Raw genomic sequence first — 19,966 nt, 5'->3', positions numbered from 1 at the left:
GCAGCCTTGTGCTGCGAAGAGGCCATTACTGCCAAAGAAACGTGTTGGCCATGCCGGCCTCTTCGCAGCACAAGGCTGCTCCTACAAGGGGCATGCGCTTAGAGTGCCGCACCCGGCGCGCGGCCCGGCACCGCACGCATTTCGGCGGTGCCGAACCTGTCCCTGCCGCTGCTACACTGCCAACCGATGAATTTGCGAGACAGACCAGAGGTATGAACCCGACGCGCTACTCCACCGTGGCAAAGGACTTGATGGAAGGCATCGCCAACGGCCGCTACCCGGTGGGCAGCCTGCTGCCGACCGAGTTCGAGCTGTGCGACCTTTACGATGTGAGCCGGCACACGGTGCGCGCCGCGATCGACCAGCTGCTCAACCAGGGGCTGGTGTCACGGCGCAAGCGCGTGGGCACCCGGGTAGAAGCCAGCAGCCCGCGCGGCGGCTACTCGCAGTCGCTGGCCAGCGTGGCCGACCTGGCCCACCTGGCCGAAACCCAGCAGCGGGAAATCCAGGACGTTCGCCATTTCGTCGCCGACCTGAGCGAAGCGGCGCGGCTGGGGCTGGTACCGGGCGAGCATTACTTCTGCGTGTCGAGCATTCGCGTCGACCGCCTGCACAATGCCGCGCCGCTGTGCTGGACCGATGTGTACGCCCAGCGCGACTATGCCGAGGTCATCGAACGGGCCCGCGAGCACCCCGACCAGCTGATTGCGGGGTTGATCGAGCAGCACTATGGCCGGGCGATCGCGGTGGTCGACCAGCAGGTGCGGGCAGTGCTGCTGACCGCAGAAATGGCCCGGGCGCTGAAGGCCGAAGCGGGTTCACCGGGGTTGAAGATCATCCGCCATTACCGCGAGGAAAACGGTGATCTGATGGCGGTTTCCGAAACCGTGCACCCGGATGACCGCTTTACCCTGGTCACCCAGATGCGCCGGGATCGCTCGCCCACCTGATCCGTCCCAAAGGCGCGCGCAAATCCCTGTAGGAGCAGCCTTGTGCTGCGAAGAGGCCATTACTGCCAAAGAAATGTGTTGACCATGCCGGCCTCTTCGCAGCACAAGGCTGCTCCTACAGCGTCCCCAATTGCCTTTCGGCTTCGATCAACTGCTGCCCCCGCACCGTGGTCACCCGGTGATCGCGCGCCAGCCAGGCATAGATGGTCGGTAGCACGAACAAGGTAAACAAGGTCCCCACCAGCATCCCGCACACAATCACCACCCCCAGCCCGAAGCGGCTGTTGGCCCCGGCGCCGCTGGCGAACAGCAGTGGCAGCACGCCGAAGGTCATCGCTGCGGTGGTCATCAGCACCGGCCGCAAACGTATCTGCGCAGCACGAACAATGGCGGCAGCACGGTCGAGGTTGTCGCGCACCTGGATCTCGTTGGCGAACTCCACCATCAGGATGCCGTGCTTGCTGATCAGGCCGATCAGCGTCACCAGCCCAATCTGCGTGTAGATGTTCAACGTGGCCCAGCCCAGCGCCAGCGGCAGCAGTGCACCGCAGATCGACAGCGGCACGGTTACCAGGATGATCAGTGGGTCAACCAGGCTTTCGTACTGCGCCGCCAGCACCAGGTAGATCACCACCAGCGCAGCAAGAAACGCCCACATCAAGGCAAAGCCCTCCTGCACATACTGGCGCGATTCCGATTGCCAGTCGTGGCTGAAGCCCGGCGGCAGTTCACCGGTGAGCTGTTCGAGAAAGGCCACGGCGTTACCCATCGACACCCCTGGCGCCGGGATGGCCTGCAGGGTACTGGCGTTCTGCTGATCGAACTGCAACAGGCGGTTGGGCGCCACTTCGATTTCCAGGTGCACCACCGTGGCCAGCGGCACCAGGCTGCCATCTTCGGCGCGCACGTATTGACGGTTCAGCGCCGCAGGGCTCAGGCGCTGGTCCTGGATACTCTGAGGGATCACGTCGTAGGAACGCCCGAACAGGGCAAAGCGGTTGAGGTACTGCTCGCCCACCAGCACACCCAGCGACTCGCCAATGGCCTGCATGCTGATGCCCAGGCTAGCCGCCTTGGCCCGGTCGACGCGCACCTTGACCACCGGGTTGTTGTAGTCGAGGTCGCTGTCCACCACGGCGAACAGGCCGCTGTCGCGGGCGCGCTGCTTGAGCACCTCCATGGTCTGGTACAGCTCGGGATAATCCCTGGCGCTGCGCAGCACCATCTGCACCGGCAGTCCGCCACTGGAGCCCGGCAGCGAAGCGACCTGGAAGGCAAAGATACTGCTGCCTTCGATATCCGCCACGGCCTGCTGCAACTGCGCCTGCACCTGTGCGGCGGACCGCTCGCGCGCCTCCCAGGCGCTGAGGTTGATACCCCCGAAACTGGCGGCCGGGCCGTCGGTACCGTTGATGATCCAGGTGTCGGTGGTTTCGGCGATGGCCTTCATCACCTGGTCAAGCTTCAGCGCAAAGCGTTCCGCATATTCGAGGCTGGCATGCTGCGGCGACTTGATGGCGGTCAGCACCGCTGCCTGGTCCTCGGGCGGCGCCAGCTCGCGTTGGGGCAGCAGGTAAAGCCAGGGCAGGCTCAAACACACCAGCAGCGCCACGCCACCGCCGATCCAGCGATGTGACAAGGTGTAGGCCAGCACCCGCCCATAGGTACCCGTCAACGCAGCAAACAACCGATCCGCCCTATTGGCCATCGCGCCATGCTGCTGCCCGGATTGCAACAGTAACGAGCTCATCACCGGCGACAGGGTTAGCGCCACGATGCCGGATACGATCACCGCGCCCGCCAAAGTCAGGGCGAATTCGCGGAACAGCGTACCGGTCAGCCCGCCCATCAGCCCGATCGGCGCATACACCGCTGCCAGGGTCAGGGTCATGGCGATCACCGGCCCGGCAATTTCCCGTGCCCCGGCCAATGCTGCAGCGACCGGCGACCTGCCCTCTTCGATATGCCGGTGCACGTTCTCCACCACCACGATGGCATCGTCCACCACCAGGCCGATGGCCAGCACCATCGCCAGCAAGGTCAGCAGGTTGAGGCTGAAGCCAAACAGCAGCATCAGGCCTGCGGCACCGAGCATCGACAGCGGAATGGCGACCACCGCGATCAGCACGCTGCGCAGCGAGCCCAGGCACAGCCAGATCACCAGCACCACGATCAGCATCGCCTCCACCAGGGTGCGCAGCACCTCATGGATCGAAGCATCGATGAAGCGCGCCGTCTCGTAGGCCAGCGCCACCTTCACCCCGGGCGGCAGGGTCTGCTGGATCTGCGGCAGCAGTTGGCGAATGCCCTCGACGATCACCAGCGGGTTACCGGTCGGCGTGGGGAACAGCCCCAGGTGCACGGCCGGCTTGCCGTCCATGGTGGCGCTGGTCTGGGTGGCAGCCGCACTCAGCTCGACAGTGCCGACATCGCGCAGGCGCACCAGGTCGGTGCCATCGTTGCGGATGATCAGCTCACGGAAGTCCTCGACCCGGGACAGGTCGGTGTCCACCTGGATATCGGCCAGCACATACTGCCCACGCACCTGGCCCGGCGTCGCCTGGTAGTTGTTGGCCCTCACCGCCTGCGCCACGTCCGCTGCGGTCACCCCGCGCCCGGCCATCTGTTCGCTGTCCAGCCACAGGCGCATGGCCAGGCGCTGCCCGCCGAACGACTGCACCTTGGCCACGCCGTCGATGCCTGAGAACTGCGGTTCCACCACCCGCGACAGGTAATCGCTCAGCTCCGGTATCGACAGGCTGTCACTGGCAAAACCCACATAGGCCACGGCGGTGGAGTCGCCTGCCGACAGCTCCACCACCGGGTCGTAAGCCTTTTCCGGCAGGCGGTAGCGCACCTGGTTGACCTTGGCCATGGTCTCGGCCAGCGCCTGGGTCGAATCGCGGTTGAGCACCATGCGCAAGGTGATCAGGCTGCGCCCCTGCTGCGACGACGAGGACAGGTAGTCGATGCCCTCCACCGACGAGACCGCCTGGGTGATCGGCTGGGTCACAAAGCCCTGCATCAGCTCGGCCGAGGCGCCGGGGTACTCGGTGCTGATGGTAATGGTCGAGCTTGCCAGCAACGGGTACTGACGGATCGGCAACTTGCCCATGGCAAACAGCCCCATCAGGATGATCAGGCTGCTGACCACCAGCGCCAGCACCGGGCGGCGCACGAAGAGGTCGGTAAACTTCATGGCTGCCCCCCTCCGAGGTTGGCCTGCAAGCTGTCCTGCGCCACCGGCTCGACCGACATGCCGTCGCTCAGTTTCAACTGGCCAGACACCACCACCCGGTCACCGGGCGCCAAGCCGGACGTAACCTCCACCCGCCCCTGCCAGCGCTCACCAGTGGTTACCCGTACCCTGCTGACCCGGGTACCATGCGCCGCGTCCTGAGTGGCAACGAATACTGTCTGGCCATAGGCGGCGTAGGTGATCGCCGTTTCTGGCACAGCCAATACAGTCGACGGCTGCACAGCATCCAGGCGCACGCCAGCGTACATGCCCGGCTGCAACTGCCCGTCCGGGTTCGGCAAGGCTGCCTGCACCTGCACCAGGCGCGCCTTGCTGACCACCGGATCGACCGCCACCACCCGGGCCTGGAAGCCTCGCCCGCGCACGGCGTCCACCGTCAGTGCCAGCACTTGCCCGGCATGCACTTCGGGGGCGGCCTGCTCGCCCAAGGCGAAATTCACATGCAACTGGCTGATGTCGGCCAGGCTGACGATGGCCTCGCCGGCGCCCAGATACTGGCCCTGATGCACCCGGCGAATACCCAACTTGCCGGCAAACGGTGCGCGAATGGCCTTCTGCGCAATCAGCGCCTCGACATGCTGCAGCTCACCGCTGGCCACGTCCACGGCGGTGGCGGCGTTGTCCAGCAGCTCTTGCGAAACGGCATTCATCGCCCGCAGCTTGCGGCTGCGCTGCAGCACCACTTGCGCGTTACGCAATTTCGCTCGCAACTGCACCCGCTGGGCCTGCTCCGGCGCGTCGTTGAGCTGCACCAGCAATTGCCCGGCAGTGACCGCCTGCCCCGACTCGAAGGCGATGCGGGTAATGCGTCCCGCCGTCTCGGCCGCCACCTGTACCTGGTTGACCGCCTCCAGCTCCCCCGAAGCAAAGTTCTGCCGCGCCAGCTGCACCTGCTCGGCCGTGGCCAGCGCCACCTTGGTCGCCGGCCACGCCGCCGCAGCGAGCGGCGCCGACCCGCTACCCACCAACGCATAGGCAGCGGCCAGCACACCGGCAACAGCGCCGGCCCAGGCCAGTAACGTCCTTTTGTTCATGCACAGCTCCGATCAGAGGGAAAGCGGTTGCGGGGAAGATCGGGCAGGACTATAAGAGCTCAACTTAACTTGAGGTCAACAGGCATGGCAGCGGACAACACGCGGATGCTCACAGTGGGTGAAGTGGCCAGACGCAGCGGCGTGGCGGTGTCTGCGCTGCACTTCTACGAGACCAAGGGGCTGATCGCCAGCGTCCGCACGGCAGGCAACCAGCGGCGCTATCCCTCGCTGGTGCTGCGTACACTGGCGATCATCAAGGTGGCGCAGCGCACGGGTATTCCGCTGGAGGAAATCAAGCAGGCGTTCAGCCGCTATGCGCCCAACAGCAAGCTTACGGCGGCGCAATGGGGCGAGATGTCCACCGCCTGGCGCGAAGACCTGAACGCCCGCATCCGCACGCTGCAGGCACTGCGCGACAGCCTGGACAACTGCATTGGTTGCGGTTGCCTGTCACTGGAGGACTGCCCGCTGCGCAACCCCGAGGATGTGCTGGGCAAGGAAGGTACCGGGGCGCGGATCCTCGAGAACAAAGCCCGCTAGCCTCGCGCTCTCGAGCCATGTGCAACCCTTCGCAAAAGCGCGTGGCCTGCAGGTTGCAAGCAGACGCTTGGAACCATTGCGGCCCTTCACCGCCCTAACCCTGTGCTGTTAACCCAAAGCCGATCACAGGAAGGAACTAAGCCATCATGAAACGTGAACAGATCGAAGGTGTTGCAGAGAACCTCGCAGGCAAGGCACAAAGCGCTGTAGGCCGTCTGGTCGAAGACCCGGTGCTGGAAGCCGAAGGCGATGCGCGTCAGGCCGCAGGCCAGGTGACCAAGACCTACGGCGACACCCTGGATACGGTGTCTTCGTTCGTCAAGGAAAAGCCCTTCGCCGCACTGGCCATCACCGCCGCCGTCACACTGGTGGTTTCTCGCCTGCTGCGCCGCTGAACCACGGCGCCTCAGGCGGCTCAGGGCCGGAGATATCGTCCGGCCTGTGCCATCACCAGATGGCAATATCGTAGGTCAGGTACAGGCGATTGCTGTCTCGGCCGCGGGCGAAATCTGATCGATACACATAGTTTCGCAGCTTCACGCCCAGCCCTTTCAGCGGTCCGCCCTGCACCACGTAGGCAATCTCGGCGTCACGCTCCCACTCCTTGATGCCCTCGCCAGCTGAACGGCCATTGTCCCCACTCAGGTACCGCGTCATGAAGGTCAGCCCCGGTACCCCGGCCGCAGCGAAGTTGTAGCCGTAGCTGGCCATCCATGTTTTCTCTTCCTCCTCGATGAATTTGCCGATGCCGACGTTGCTGAACGAATACACGGTCGCACCGCTGATGTACGGCAAGCCGGCTTCGCCATCGAGCACCTGGTAACCGGCACCCACAGAATGACCGGAATGCGCATACGCCACCTGGCCGCTGAACATGTGGTTGTCGATGCCGCCGCCGTAGGCCGCCCCGCTGTCGCGGCTTTTGAAGTAGCGCAGGTCGGTGGTCAGTACCCCGCCGGCCAACGGCAGGTCATGGACCAGCCCGGCAAAATCCTGGCGATAGAAGTTCGCCAGCTGGCCATGGTAGACACTCAGGCGCAATTGTTTGCTCACGGCATAATCGGCACCTGCAAAGCTGAAGTCACCCGATTTGCCGCCCCCATATCCGTCCAGATAGATACCGGTGCTGTCGGACGAGTCACGCTGCTTGAAGCGGTCCAGGTGCCCCGCCGTCAGGGCCAGCCCATCGATATCCGTGCTGGTCAGCTGCGTGCCCTGGTACGTCTGCGGCAACAGCCGTGCATCGTTGTAGACCAGCACGGGTGTCTTTGGCAGCAAGGTACCGTGCTTGACCACAGTCTGGCCCAGGCGTGCCTTGGCCGTGGCCCCAGCACTGGCAAACTCCTGCGCTGCACGGCCATCGTCGTGCACCGGCAGAAGCCCCGTGCCACTGCGCCCACGACCGGAATCGAGGCGCAAGCCTAGCAGCCCCAGCGCATCGAGCCCCACGCCCACCGTACCTTCGGTAAACCCTGACTGGTAGTCAAGCAGAAAGCCTTGCGCCCATTCCACCCGTTCGCTTTTGGCGGTGGCGGCAGCGCGGGCGCTCAGACCGTGCTCGTCACGGAAATTCTCGTTGAAATACACATTGCGCAACTGCAGCTTGAGCTTGCTGTCGTCGACAAAACCGGAAGCGCCGGCAACAGGCAGCCAGCCGCAAAGCAGGCCACAGGTGGCCCCACGGAACACAGCTTGGGACATGATCTGTACTCTATTGTTATTTTCTGAGTGAGCGGGAGCCCGGGCGCTTGGCAACGCCCGGTAATGCTTAGACGAAGAAGGACAAGGCGCCCGTTAACAACGCCAGTGCTGTGATCACCAACGAGGTGAGCACGGCCCATTTCACGGTGGCCTTCTGGAAGTCACCGATATCGCGGTCGACCATGCCCACCAGCAACAAGGTGGAAGCCACCAGAGGGCTCATCAGGTGCACAGGCTGCCCCAGCACCGAGGCGCGGGCAATTTCCACCGGGTCGATGCCGTACGCGGCAGCGGCGTTTGCCAGGATCGGCACAACGCCGAAGTAGTACGCGTCGTTGGACAGCACGAAGGTAAGCGGCATGCTGGTCAGCGCCACCACCAGCGGGAACCAGTGGCTCCAGCTTTCCGGAATCCAGTCCACCAGGGTCTGCGCCAACGCATCGACCATCTTGGTACCCGAGAAAATACCGGCGAATATGCCTGCGGCGAACACCAGCAGCACCACGGTCATGGCGTTGCCTGAATGGGCGAGGATGCGCTCTTTCTGCACGTCCAACTGCGGATAGTTGATCATCAGTGCCGCGACGAAACCGATCATGAACAGGATGGCCGCATGCATCAGCCCCAGCACCAGCGCAGTCATGACGACAATCACCAGCACCAGGTTCACATAGGCAAGGCGCGGGCGCTTGTGCGGGCTGTCACCGAGGATTTCCTTGATGTAGCAGTTGCCCCCTCCGGACTCCAGCGCAATATTGCCGATACGCCGGCGCTCGGTGCGGCCAAGCAGGTAGGCAGTGAACACTACCCACAATGCCCCGCCGATGACGGTGGGCAACATCGGAATGAAGTATTCGGTCGCATCCAGCCCGAGGGCGGCAATGGCGCGGGTGGCGGGGCCGCCCCAAGGGCTCATGCCACTCATGATACTCAACGACAGCATCGACACGGTGGCCAGGATCATCGGGTTCATGCCGATACGCTTGTACAGCGGCAGCATGGCGGCGCAGGTAATCATGTAGGTCGTGGTGCCATCACCGTCCAGCGCCACCAGCAGCGACAGCAGTGCGGTGCCGATGGCGATCTTGACCGGGTCGCCGTTTACCCGCTTGAGGATCTTGCGGATCAGCGGGTCGAACAGGCCAGCGTCGATCATCAAGCCGAAGAACAAGATGGCAAACAACAGAAGCGCGGCAGACGGTGCGACCATTTTCAGCCCATCGAGCATCATCTTGCCCAGGTCTGGCGCGAAGCCGCCCACCAGGGCGAAAACAATCGGAACGACGGTCAGTGCAACGATTGGGGACAGGCGTTTACTCATGATCAGGTAGGTGAACGTCACCACCATGATCAGGCCCAAGAGTGCGAGCATGGTTTGTTCTCTTGTTTTTATAGTCTATGTGGCCACCTGCAGCGCAGACAGCCCCCAACCCCACCCGGCAGTGCCTGGTGGGGGCCTTGTCAAAAGCGTGAAGGGGTCGGTGTTCAGCCGTGGCGGCGCGGTTCGGCGACCCAGTCGGCAGGTTCAACCACGGTGCTGGCCACCGGCTCGCCGTTCAGGCGGCTATGAAGCGTCTGGCGGTCACAGGCATTTTCCGACAGCGAAACCACCACCGTAGCCACTGCGTTGCTGGCAAGACTCGTCAGTGCACGGGCTTCCGACATGAAGCGATCGACGCCGATCAGCAGGGCCAGGCCGGCCAGGGGAATGTCGTGGATAACGGTAAGGGTCGAGGCCAAGGCCACGAAACCGCTGCCGGTGACACCTGCCGCGCCTTTGGAAGACAACAGCATGATGGCCAGCATGGTCACCACCTGGCCCAGGCTCAGGTCGATGTTGCAGGCCTGTGCGATGAAAACGGCTGCCAATGACAGGTAGATGGCAGTACCGTCAAGATTGAAAGAATAGCCGGTGGGCAGCACCAGGCCGACCACGCCTTTCTTGCACCCAAGCTTCTCGAGCTTCTCGAGCATGCGCGGCAACACAGGCTCGGTGGAGGACGTGCCAAGCACCACCAGGAACTCTTCGCGGAAATAGCGCAGAAGCTTCCACAGGCTGAAGCCATGGGCCCGGCAGATACCACCGAGCACCACCAGAACGAAGAATGCGCAGGCGATGTACAACGTCCCCACCAGCTTGGCCAGCGCGCCGAGGGAAGTAATACCGTACTGGCCTACGGTGAATGCCAGTGCGCCGAAAGCGCCGATCGGGGCAAAGCGCATCAGGTAGCCGAAGATGCGGAACACCATGGTCGAAGCCGATTCCAGCACATCCAGTACCGGCTTGCCCTTTTCGCCCATCGACGACAGCGCGAAACCGCTGAGCACGGCGATGAACAGTACCGGCAAGACCTCTCCCTTGTTGAAGGCACCGACGAAGGTGTCCGGGATGATGTGCATGAAGAAGTCCACCACGCTCAGCTTGGCGGCCGAGGCGGTGTACTGGCTCAGGCCCGCAGTACTCAGGGTGGCAGGGTCGATGTTCATGCCACTCCCTGGCTTGAACAGGTATACCGCCGCCAGTCCGATCACCAGGCTCACCACCGTCAGGCCCAGGAACAGCAGCAACGTCTTGCTCATCAGGCGCCCCAGCGAACGCTTGTCGGTCATCCCCGCGATGCCGGTGACGATGGTGCAGAACACCACCGGCGCAATCATCATCTTGACCAGCTTGATAAACGCATCACCCAGCGGCTTGAGGGCCACGGCCTGTTGCGCCCAGAAGTGGCCGACTACCACGCCCAGCAGTACGGCGCAGAGGATCTGGAAATACAGCGATTTGGCGAGTTTCATGGGGCATCACCATTGTTGAAATTGTGCGGATGCGCTTGTTACGAATGTGCGGATCTGGATCGACGCCTCGGGCTACCCGGCCAACCTGCGGAATGTAGGGGCGTAGACGAACCCTGAGAAGAGCCGCCGGGCGGTTCGTACTACCGAGGCCTGGATCGTCTGGCCATCGGCACCGCTGCGCGTCAGGGCGATATCGATGCCGCCACTGGGGTGCTCGAGGCGGACTTCGGTCAGCTGCTGCGCGTCTTCGCCCAGCAGATCGGCAATCACCGTGCCGGGGCTGACGCAGGCAGTCGCCAGCCCCACTGCGCCAGTGATCGCCAGGGCGCGATGGCAGTTGTGCGGCATGAAATAGCGAACCTGCAGCGTGCCGTCATAGCGAGGCTTGGACACCAGCACTGGCTTGGGGATGACCATGCCACTGACATCGCCCAGGCCCATGGCCTTGCCGGCCTTCAAGCGCAATGCTTCGAGGCGTTCGAGCAGTTCGCTGTTGGCGTCCAGCTGGGCCGGGGTTTCCGAGCCGGTGACACCCAGCTGGCTGGCCTCCACCACCATCATCGGCATGGCCATATCGATGCAGGTCACCGGGACACCATCGATCAGGTCCTTGGCCTGGCCGGTAGGAAACAGCTTGCCAGTCTTGCTGCCGACTGCGTCCAGGAAAGTGAGGTGCACCGGGGCGGCAGTGCCGGGTACGCCGTCGATGGCGGTACGGCCTTCGTAGCGCACAATACCGCCTGGGGTTTCTACCAGCGAATTGACGAAGGTACCGGTGTTCAGGTTGCGAATACGGACCAGGGTCTTCCCTTCCTTGCCTTTGACCAACCCCTGTTCGATGGCGAACGGGCCAACGGCACACAGCATGTTGCCGCAGTTGGGGGCAGTATCGACCCGCCGCTGTGCAACCATCACCTGCACGAACAGGTAGTCGACGTCGGCGTCGGCGTGCAAAGACGGGCTGATGATCGCCACCTTGCTGGTCTGCGGGCTGCCGCCACCAATGCCGTCGATTTCAAGCTCGTGGCCGGAGCCCATCAGGTTGATCAGCAACTCGTCACGTTCGACTACATTGGCAGGCAGGTCCCAGGCGTGGAAGAACGGCCCTTTAGAGGTACCACCGCGCATGAGTACGCAAGGAATTCGCTGCATGATTTTGCACCCTTGTTGATCAATGGACATCATTGATGCTGTGAGCAAAAGAGTGACAGGCATGGATAAATCAATCCAATGCAAATATCGTAGTCATTATTGCGATTCAAACATTAATCATGCACGGCGACAGTAGCGGGCTTTCTTATGGAATATGAGCTGCAAGACATCAGATCTTTCGTGAAAATCGCCGAACTCGGTAGTTTCCACGAGGCCGCCGAGGCGCTTCACCTGTCCCAGCCGGCATTGAGTCGGCGGATCAAGAAGCTTGAGGAAGGCCTGGGCACCTCGCTACTGGAGCGCACCACCCGCCGGGTCAGCCTGACCAGCGTGGGGCGCGACTTCCTGCCCAAGGCCAGGCGCCTGCTGGATGATTTTGAAGACTCCATCCTCAGCATCCGCGAGCTGGCCGAGCGCCAGACCGGCCAGGTCACCCTCGCCTGCATCCCCACCGCAGCGTTCTACTTCCTGCCGTCGGTGATCCGCGATTACAACGAGCAGTACCCGAAAATCCGCATTCGCCTGCTGGACCTTAGTGCCAACGACGGGCTCGAAGCCGTGTTGCGCGGCGAGGCCGACTTCGGCATCAACATGATGAGCGGCCAGCACCCGGACATCGAGTTTGTCACGCTGGTGCAAGAGCACTTTGTACTGGCCTGCAGGCGCGACCACCCACTGGCAAACCGGGCCTCCGTTACCTGGACAGAGCTGGCGGATTACCGCCTGATCGGCGTCGGCCGCCTGAGCGGCAACCGCATGCTGCTGGACCATGCGTTGTCCGGGCTCAACCTGCGGCCCAAATGGTTCTACGAAGTGCAACACCTGTCGACGTCGCTGGGCATGGTCGAGGCCGGGCTGGGCGTGTCGGCCATGCCCAGCCTGGCCATGCCCAACGCTGATCACCCAACGCTGGTGAGCGTGCCGTTGATCGAGCCGCAAGTCACACGCACCCTGGGGCTGGTGTACCGGCGCGGCGCGTCGTTGTCGCCTGCGGCGGAGAAGTTCGTTTCGATCCTGCTGCAGCAGTGGCCCAACCGTTGAGTCGCCGCTGCGCAGGCAGGCGAGGTCAGGCGTCCTTGCCGAGTACCAGGTGGTCAAAATGCTCGATGTGCTCATCCAGGTTGTCTTCGAGCATCATCCGGTACTGCTCGCAGAAGTACTTCAGAATCTCCTCCCGGGCTGCCGCCAGTTCCGCGCCGCTCTTGAAGCTGCGGGCGCTCATCCAGGCGCTGAAACGCGTTGCGCCGAAGGTCAGCGAGGCACTCACCTTGCCCAGGTCTTCGAATTTTTCAATCTGCTGGTTGGCCAGGTCGATGTGCGCATCGGCGCGGTCATAAAAGGCCTGATCGGTAGCTTGGGTCATTGCGGTTCACCTTGTAACGGAAGCCCAAGCCTTGCATGGCGGCGCGCATACGTGCAAGGCTGAAAAAGGATCACCCATAACGAAAAGGAAGCAAAGCACCTTATGCTTGGAATCACACGTATCCATCGCTATTTGCGCCCACTGCCTGCAAAACCGACTGCAGCCAGTGGGCGTGACCTCAAGGCCAAACCAGCCGCCCGCCTCGCCTCAAAGGTTGCAAACCTGCTCTGCACTCCCCGCTCCGCCCCACCTTACTTCTGCGTTACCCCTGAGCGCCCCCCTGTCGACCGTGTGCCCCCGACCTGACTGCCACCGCTGCAGCTCACACACCGAATTCGCCTGTTACAGGCGGGATGTCTGACGCAACAACAAGGGGCAACACCCAATGCTTTTCTTTCACGGTAAACGCATTTTCAGCGCCATCTTCGATATGGATGGCACCCTCTTCGACACCGAGCGCCTGCGCTTCAAGACACTGAAACAAGCCTCTCTGGAGATCTTCGGCACAGCGCTGAGCGAGGACACATTGATAGGCTCGCTTGGCCTGAGCGCGACCAAGGCCGAAGCCCTTGCCAAGGCACATAACGGTGAAGACTTCCCCTACGCCGAGATCCGCAAACGTGCGGATGAACTTGAGCTGGAGTACGTGCGCAATCACGGCGTACCCATCAAGGCCGGCTTGCTGGAAGTGCTGGAGCGCCTGCGCAAGTCGGGCTTGACCATGGCAGTGGCCACCTCCAGCCGCCGTGCCATTGCCGAGGAATACCTGATCAATGCCAATGTGCTGAAGTATTTCGACATCACTGTCTGTGGCGATGAAGTAAGCCAGGGCAAACCCCACCCCGAGATTTTCCTGAAAGCCGCCCGCGCGCTCAATTGCGAACCCGATCAGTGCTTCATGGTCGAGGATTCAGAGAACGGCATGCTGTCGGCCATCCGTGCCGAAGGCCAGGCGATCCTGATCGAAGACATCAAGCCGCCCGCTGCCGAGATCAAGGCTGGCGCGCTCAAAGCCTACCGCAGCATGCATGAGTTTCTCGCCGACCTTAGCGGGTGCGTACCTGACTTGGGCATGCCGGCATTGAGCGAGCCATTCCCGGCTTCGTTGAACCAGTTCAGCGTGGGCATTCATGGCTTCGGCGCCATCGGCGGTGGTTACCTGACACAGGTGTTTTCCCATTGGGATGGCTACACCCGGCCCCGTGAAATCATCGCCGCGACCCGCTCGCGCATGCTGCGCGAAAGCGTCAATGCCTTCGGCCGTTACAGCGTGCGCTACGGGGCCACTTCGTTCGACCAGACCCTCGACAATGTGCGCATGATCGACCTGGACGATGACGACGCAGTCATCGGCATGTACACCACGGCCGAAATTATCGGCCTGAGCCTGCCCGAGCAGGCCATCCGCAACCAGGCGAAGGTGATTGCCAAGGGGCTGCTGCAACGTTTCGAACGACGTGGCCGTGAGCTGACGTTGCTGATCGTGCTGAACAAGGTGGGCGGCGCCGCGTTTGTGCGCCGCCATGTGCAGGCAGAGCTGGCATTGCTGTGTCCGCCGGCAATTGGCAAGCAGGTGCTGGAAAAGACCCATTTCGCCGAAACAGTCGTCAGCCGCATCGTCTCCAAGCTCAGCAACGACGCACTGGTGCGTCAACTGCGCATCAAGTCGCAGATGTTCCAGAACAGCCTGGAAGACGAACCGGCAGTCGCCACCAAGGCATCGACGCCCGTGCCTGAATACGAGCGACTGATCGGGCGCTTCAGGCCTTTTGCCCAGCCCAGCAGTGCGATGAGCCAGCTGCACCTGATCCTGTTCAACAGCGAACCCGACATGCCGCTGTATGTAGAGCACGGCAGCGAGCTGCTCGAACGCCTGCGCCAGGTGAAGACGGTGCCTGACATCACCCAGATCCAGGTCATCAAGAACCGCCTGTGGAACGGCCCACATGCCATCGTTGCCTGGTACGCGAGCCTGCTGGGCCATGACTCGGTGGGCCAGGGTATGGGCGACGCGCGTGTCAGCGAACTGGCCGAACGGCTGATTCGCCAGGAAGTCGGGCCGGCACTGGTGGCGGAGTACCCGCACATGGCAGAAGTGGTCAGCCGTTTTGCCGATACCTTCCTGGAGCGCTGTGCAACTTCGTTCAAAGACCCTTGTGCCCGGGTGGGGCGCGACCCGTTGCGCAAGCTTCAGCGCAACGAACGCATCCTCAGCAGCATCGACCTTGCACGCAAGCATGGTATTGAAACCCCGTCGCTGGCGTTTGGCGCGGCACTGGCCATTCACCATGCCCTGCACTGCAAAGACGACAAGGCGCTGGAAGCACAGGCCATCAGGCGGGTTTACAGGGAAAACGACGCCAGTGTGGAGGCCGTGCTTACTCATGAAGTTGATTGCAACGGCAAGCGTTTTCCAGGGCTGGACCCGATCAGGGACACGCAGCTGATCACTGCCATTTCAGATGCTTTCCGGCAGTACCCGCCAAGGGATGTGGCAAGCAGGCTGGGCGACCTTTGCATAGGCGCATGAGGTACTGCATTAGCCTGAAGCCTGCGCGGTGAATGGCACCGGCTCCGCCGGTGTTCGCGGCTAAAGCCGCGCCCACAGTGATCGCGCCAGCTTTCAAGTGTTGTGCAAGACAGTTGTCCCCACAGGTACTGCCTGAAGCCTGCGCGACTACCCGCGAAGGATTTGCTATCAGAACGTACCACGCATGCCTGCCGGCCTTCACCGTGGGAATGACACAACGCTTGCAAATGACACAAGGTGTCATTAATATCGCCATGTGTCCTGGCAGCGCCACTACGACGATCAGCCAGTACCCGCCCTTTTCCACGCAGGTACCGCCCATGACGACCACCATGCACACCCCCAAGGACCAGTTGGTCAAACTCGCCCAGCAGCAGATGCTGACGGCCCTGGCCGACAACACCTACACGGCCCGGCAAAAACTTGCCCTTACCTGCCGCATCCTGTTCGACGGCGGCCACGACTCTGGCCTTGCCGGGCAGATCACCGCACGTGCGCAGGAGCCTGGCACCTACTACACCCAGCAACTGGGCCTGGGCTTCGATGAAATCGCCGCCTCCAACCTGCTGGTGGTGGACGAAGACCTCACCGTGCTGCAAGGCCGCGGCATGGCCAACCCGGCCAACCGTTTCCACAGCTGGCTGTACCGCGCCCGCCCCGATGTCAACTGCATCATCCACACCCACCCGCTGCACAGCGCCGCCCTGTCGATGCTGGAGGTGCCGCTGGCCATCTCGCACATGGACCTGTGCCCGCTATTTGACGATTGCGCATTCCTCAAGGAATGGCCAGGGGTGCCGGTGGGCAACGAGGAAGGTGAAATCATCGCGAAGGCGATCGGTGACAAGCGTGCGATCCTGCTTTCGCACCACGGCCTGTTGATTGCCGGTGGCTCGATCGAGGAAGCCTGCGTACTTGCCCTGCTGTTCGAGCGCGCAGCAAAGATGCAACTGCTGGCCATGGGCGCCGGTGACATCCGCCCCATCCCCGAAGCACTGGGCAAAGAAGCCCACGACTGGATCTCCACCCCCAAACGTCACGGCGCCGCGTTCAGCTACTACGCACGCCGGGCCTTGCGTGCCCACGGCGACTGCCTGGGCTGATCGAAGCTGTACTCTTTCCTCAACAACGGCAGAGGTGCCTGGTCATGTCTACACCTGTAATTCGCGGCGTTATCGGTTACACCATCACTCCCTTCACGGCTGACGGCACGCTCGACCTGGATGCCCTGGGCACGTCCATCGATAGCCTGATCGCAAACGGCGTGCACGCCATCGCACCGCTGGGCAGCACCGGCGAAGGGGCCTACCTGTCCGACAGCGAATGGGAAACCGTGGTGCGCTTCAGCCAGGCACGCATTGCCGGGCGCGTGCCCAGTGTGGTCAGCGTTTCCGACCTGACCACCGCCCGTACAGTGCAGCGCGCGCGCCTGGCGCAGGCCTGCGGCGCCACGGCAGTGATGGTGCTGCCCATTTCCTACTGGAAGCTCACCGAAGCCGAAGTGATCGCCCACTACAAGGCCGTCGGCGCGGCCATCGACATCCCGATCATGCTCTACAACAACCCAGGCACCAGCGGCACTGACCTGTCGGTTGAACTGATCCTGCGCATCCTCGGCGAGGTGCCCAGTGTGACCATGGTCAAGGAAAGCACTGGTGACATTCAGCGCATGCACCGCCTGTACAAGGCCACCGATGGCCAGGTGGCGTTCTACAACGGCTGCAACCCGCTGACCCTGGAAGCGCTGGTGGCCGGCGCCACAGGCTGGTGCACCGCCGCACCCAACCTGATCCCGGCACTGAACCTGGCGCTGTGGGATGCCGTGCAGCAAGGCGACCTGGCCGAAGCCCGCGCGCTGTTCTACCGCCAGTACGAGCTGCTGGAGTACATCACCCGCCGCGGCCTGCCCACCACCATCAAGGCCGGCCTGAAAATGCTCGGCCAGGATGTCGGCGCCCCACGCCTGCCCCTGCAGCCGCTGGATGCCCAGGGCAGCACTTACCTAAAAGGTCTGCTGGCCGAACTGGCCAATTAACCGTGAAACCCGCCCGGCGGCATAACGCTGCCGGGCATCGTTTTTTCAGGATCAGCCTGGTGCTGCGCCTGTACCTGACTTTTGACCAGAGGCAACCATGGACGCGCCTGCACACACACCTTCAACGCCATTACGGCTGACAGACATCCTCCACCCCGTGGTGGCGGGGCTCGTTTCAGTCATCGTCAACTATGGCGGCACCTTCATCCTGGTGTTCCAGGCCGCCAAGGTTGCCGGGCTGAGCCCGGAGCTGACTTCATCCTGGGTCTGGGCCGTGTCGATCGGTGTCGGCCTCAGCGGCCTGGTGCTGTCCTGGTACAGCCGCGAACCGGTGATCACCGCCTGGTCCACGCCGGCAGCCGCATTTTTGGTCACGGCCCTGGCCACCGTGCCTTACAGCGAAGCCATCGGTGCCTACTTGTTGTCGGCCGCCGGCTTCGTGGTGCTAGGGCTGACCGGGTGCTTCGAGCGCCTGGTGCGGGTCATCCCCGGAGGCGTTGCGGCAGGATTGCTGGCGGGTATCCTGCTGCAGTTCGGCATCGGTGCCTTTGCCGGCCTGTCGGTCGACCCGGCCCTGGCAGGGCTGCTGATTGTGGCCTACGTGGCCTTCAAACGCTTCACCGCCCGCTACGCCGTGGTGGGCATTCTGATACTGGGGCTGGGCTACCTGCTGCTGCAGGGGCAAGCAGGCCTGGCGACGCTGCGCCTGGAGTTCGCCGCACCGGTGTTCACGGCGCCCACCTTCTCCCTCAACGCTGCCCTCAGCGTGGCCCTGCCCTTGTTCCTGATCACCCTCACCGGCCAGTACATGCCCGGCATGCTGGTGCTGCGCAACGACGGCTTCAAGACCAGCGCCAACCCGATTGTCGCGGTCACCGGCCTGGGCTCGTTGCTGATGGCGCCATTCGGCTCACACGCCTTCAACATCGCCGCCATCACCGCGGCCATCTGCACCGGCAAGGAAGCCCATGAAGACCCGGGCAAGCGCTGGGTGGCGGGGATTGCTGCCGGTGCCTGCTACATCCTCGTGGGGGTGTTCGGGGTCACCCTGGCGAGTGTATTCATGGCCCTGCCGGGTACCTTCATCACCACCCTGGCCGGCCTGGCCCTGCTGGGCACCATCGGAGGCAGCCTGGCCAGTGCAATGGCCGATGCCCGCTCGCGCGAAGCCGCACTGATCACCTTCCTGGCGGCGGCGGCCAACATCAGCCTGTTCGGCATTGGCGGAGCCTTCTGGGGGCTGGTCATTGGCCTGCTGGCCTATGCCGTGCTGAACGGGCGCCTGCCTCGCGTCAACCGCTCACCCCGGTAAAATCTTGCCCCCCCTACCCTGCGCCATGTGCCCACGCCGTTCGACAGGTATCGACATGCCCCACGCTGGCCCCAAGCTACTTACACAGATTGCTGCCGTGCACTTCGTCAGCCATGTGCACATCATGCTGATCCCGGCATTGCTGCCCGTCCTCCCCGGCCTGCTGGGCGTGGGGTTTGTCGAGCTTGGCGTGGCCTTGGCGGTGTTCAACATCGTCTCTGCCCTGGTGCAGGCACCGCTGGGCTATGCCGTCGACCACTACGGCGCGCGCAAGGTGCTCAAGGCAGGGTTGTTGCTGGGCAGCCTCAGTTTCCTGCTGCTGGCGGTCAGCCCCGGCTATGCGGTGTTGCTGGTAACGATGGCCATGGCGGGCCTCGCCAATGGCGTTTACCACCCTGCCGATTACGCGTTGCTGGCCAACGGCATCGAGCAAGGCCGCCTGGGGCGCTCGTTTTCGATCCATACGTTCGCCGGTTTCCTCGGTTCGGCGGTAACGCCAGCGGTGTTTCTCGGCATTGCCGCCGCGTTCGGTACACAGGCAGCCTTGGCAGCGGGTGCAGTGGTGGGTGTTGCCGCTCTGCTGCTGATCTCGGTGCCAGGCAGCGGTGTCTATCAGGTATCCGGGCATGGCCGCACAAGTGGCGCTGGGGCTGCCGCTGCGCCGGGCCGCGTGCGCTTGCTCACGCCGATGATCGGCGTGTTGACGGTGCTGTTCATCCTGCTGAACCTGAGTACCAGTGCCATCGAGAAGTTCTCCGTAGCCGCCCTGGTCCAGGGCCAAGGCCTGACCCTGGCCTGGGCGAACACGGCGCTCACGGCTTTTCTGCTGTGCAGTGCAGTGGGCGTTTTGTGCGGCGGGGCCTTGGCTGACCGCACCCGCCGCCATGGCCTGGTGGCCGCCATGGCCTTTGCCCTGGCGGCGGCGCTGACGACGCTGGTGGCGCTGGGGCTGGTGCAGGGCTGGGCATTGGTGGTGGTGCTCGGGGCCATCGGCTTGCTGACCGGGGTCATCGCACCATCGCGGGACATGCTGGTCAAGGCAGCAGCACCACGTGGTGCCGAGGGCAAAACCTTCGGGCTGGTCTCGACCGGCTTCAATATCGGCGGCGCCATCGGGCCGGTTGCGTTCGGCTGGATGCTCGACCAGCGCCTGCCTGAGGGCATCTTCATCGCTTCGGTGGTGTTCATGCTGCTGACCGTGCTGCTGACCCTGGCGCAGGAGGCATATTTCGCCAGTAAGCGTCGCCAGCTGGCTTAGACCCTAGGGCTGCTTTGCAGCCCATTCGCCGGCAAGCCA

Annotated in this window: 16 protein-coding genes; 9 read left to right on the top strand and 7 right to left on the bottom strand. The window is 63.2% G+C overall.

The window, feature by feature from the left end; translation table 11 throughout:
- Nucleotides 1–212: 212 nt before the first annotated feature.
- Entirely contained in the window at nt 213–950 is a 738-nt protein-coding gene (locus MRBLPB4O_RS07815) for a GntR family transcriptional regulator (protein WP_341798005.1), read from the top strand.
- Nucleotides 951–1,065: 115 nt separating this feature from the next.
- On the opposite strand, the gene MRBLPB4O_RS07810 is transcribed toward MRBLPB4O_RS07815, so the two are convergent.
- Both MRBLPB4O_RS07810 and MRBLPB4O_RS07805 read right to left on the bottom strand, forming a co-directional pair.
- Nucleotides 1,066–4,149 carry a MexW/MexI family multidrug efflux RND transporter permease subunit gene (locus tag MRBLPB4O_RS07810; protein ID WP_341798004.1) on the bottom strand — a complete coding sequence of 1,028 codons (3,084 nt, stop codon included), beginning with the start codon at nt 4,147–4,149 and terminating at the stop codon, nt 1,066–1,068.
- Nucleotides 4,146–5,243, bottom strand: a complete 1,098-nt coding sequence (locus MRBLPB4O_RS07805; protein ID WP_341798003.1) for an efflux RND transporter periplasmic adaptor subunit — start codon at nt 5,241–5,243, stop codon at nt 4,146–4,148. The genes MRBLPB4O_RS07810 and MRBLPB4O_RS07805 overlap by 4 nt, the downstream gene beginning before the upstream one ends.
- A gap of 84 nt (nt 5,244–5,327) precedes the next feature.
- Here MRBLPB4O_RS07805 and soxR point away from each other — a divergent pair, with 84 nt between their 5' ends.
- Together soxR and MRBLPB4O_RS07795 are read left to right on the top strand one after the other, a co-directional pair.
- A complete protein-coding gene (soxR, locus tag MRBLPB4O_RS07800) occupies nt 5,328–5,783 on the top strand; it encodes a redox-sensitive transcriptional activator SoxR (RefSeq protein ID WP_341798002.1) in 456 nt (151 codons plus the stop codon).
- A gap of 146 nt (nt 5,784–5,929) precedes the next feature.
- Complete coding sequence (locus MRBLPB4O_RS07795; RefSeq protein WP_341798000.1) at nt 5,930–6,178, top strand: CsbD family protein; 249 nt, start codon at nt 5,930–5,932, stop codon at nt 6,176–6,178.
- Between the two features lie 52 nt (nt 6,179–6,230).
- Here the strand turns inward: MRBLPB4O_RS07795 and MRBLPB4O_RS07790 are convergent, their stop codons facing one another.
- The 4 genes from MRBLPB4O_RS07790 to MRBLPB4O_RS07775 form a co-directional block, all read right to left on the bottom strand.
- The gene (locus MRBLPB4O_RS07790; protein WP_341797999.1) at nt 6,231–7,484 is read right to left on the bottom strand and encodes an OprD family porin; all 1,254 of its coding nucleotides are present in this window, start codon (nt 7,482–7,484) and stop codon (nt 6,231–6,233) included.
- A 67-nt stretch (nt 7,485–7,551) separates the two neighbouring features.
- Complete coding sequence (locus tag MRBLPB4O_RS07785) at nt 7,552–8,856, bottom strand: citrate:proton symporter (RefSeq protein WP_341797998.1); 1,305 nt, start codon at nt 8,854–8,856, stop codon at nt 7,552–7,554.
- Nucleotides 8,857–8,969: 113 nt separating this feature from the next.
- On the bottom strand, nt 8,970–10,277 hold the full coding sequence (locus MRBLPB4O_RS07780) for a dicarboxylate/amino acid:cation symporter (protein ID WP_341797997.1): 1,308 nt from the start codon (nt 10,275–10,277) through the stop codon (nt 8,970–8,972).
- Nucleotides 10,278–10,349: 72 nt separating this feature from the next.
- A complete protein-coding gene (locus MRBLPB4O_RS07775; RefSeq protein ID WP_341797996.1) occupies nt 10,350–11,429 on the bottom strand; it encodes a 4-oxalomesaconate tautomerase in 1,080 nt (359 codons plus the stop codon).
- Nucleotides 11,430–11,576: 147 nt separating this feature from the next.
- Between MRBLPB4O_RS07775 and MRBLPB4O_RS07770 the strand changes: the two genes are divergently transcribed.
- Nucleotides 11,577–12,470, top strand: a complete 894-nt coding sequence (locus MRBLPB4O_RS07770) for a LysR family transcriptional regulator (RefSeq protein WP_016500822.1) — start codon at nt 11,577–11,579, stop codon at nt 12,468–12,470.
- Nucleotides 12,471–12,495: 25 nt separating this feature from the next.
- On the opposite strand, the gene MRBLPB4O_RS07765 is transcribed toward MRBLPB4O_RS07770, so the two are convergent.
- Nucleotides 12,496–12,792, bottom strand: coding sequence for a DUF3144 domain-containing protein (locus MRBLPB4O_RS07765; RefSeq protein WP_016500823.1), 297 nt, complete (start codon nt 12,790–12,792; stop codon nt 12,496–12,498).
- A gap of 385 nt (nt 12,793–13,177) precedes the next feature.
- Here MRBLPB4O_RS07765 and MRBLPB4O_RS07760 point away from each other — a divergent pair, with 385 nt between their 5' ends.
- The 5 genes from MRBLPB4O_RS07760 (at nt 13,178) to MRBLPB4O_RS07740 (ending at nt 19,927) form a co-directional block, all read left to right on the top strand.
- Nucleotides 13,178–15,322, top strand: a complete 2,145-nt coding sequence (locus MRBLPB4O_RS07760; RefSeq protein WP_341797995.1) for an HAD-IA family hydrolase — start codon at nt 13,178–13,180, stop codon at nt 15,320–15,322.
- 320 nt (nt 15,323–15,642) lie between these two features.
- Nucleotides 15,643–16,425 (top strand): aldolase, encoded by a 783-nt coding sequence (locus tag MRBLPB4O_RS07755; RefSeq protein ID WP_012271240.1) that lies wholly within the window; start codon nt 15,643–15,645, stop codon nt 16,423–16,425.
- Nucleotides 16,426–16,469: 44 nt separating this feature from the next.
- Nucleotides 16,470–17,357 carry a dihydrodipicolinate synthase family protein gene (locus MRBLPB4O_RS07750; protein ID WP_341797994.1) on the top strand — a complete coding sequence of 296 codons (888 nt, stop codon included), beginning with the start codon at nt 16,470–16,472 and terminating at the stop codon, nt 17,355–17,357.
- Nucleotides 17,358–17,454: 97 nt separating this feature from the next.
- Nucleotides 17,455–18,669, top strand: coding sequence for a benzoate/H(+) symporter BenE family transporter (locus tag MRBLPB4O_RS07745; protein ID WP_284399910.1), 1,215 nt, complete (start codon nt 17,455–17,457; stop codon nt 18,667–18,669).
- Between the two features lie 55 nt (nt 18,670–18,724).
- Nucleotides 18,725–19,927, top strand: a complete 1,203-nt coding sequence (locus tag MRBLPB4O_RS07740; protein WP_341797993.1) for an MFS transporter — start codon at nt 18,725–18,727, stop codon at nt 19,925–19,927.
- The last annotated feature ends 39 nt before the right edge of the window (nt 19,928–19,966 follow it).

The organism is Pseudomonas sp. LPB4.O, assembly GCF_038383825.1.
GTDB classification, from domain to species: Bacteria; Pseudomonadota; Gammaproteobacteria; order Pseudomonadales; family Pseudomonadaceae; genus Aquipseudomonas; species Aquipseudomonas putida.
Note: the sequence above shows the minus strand (reverse complement) of the source record. Positions and strands in the feature narration are given on the sequence as shown.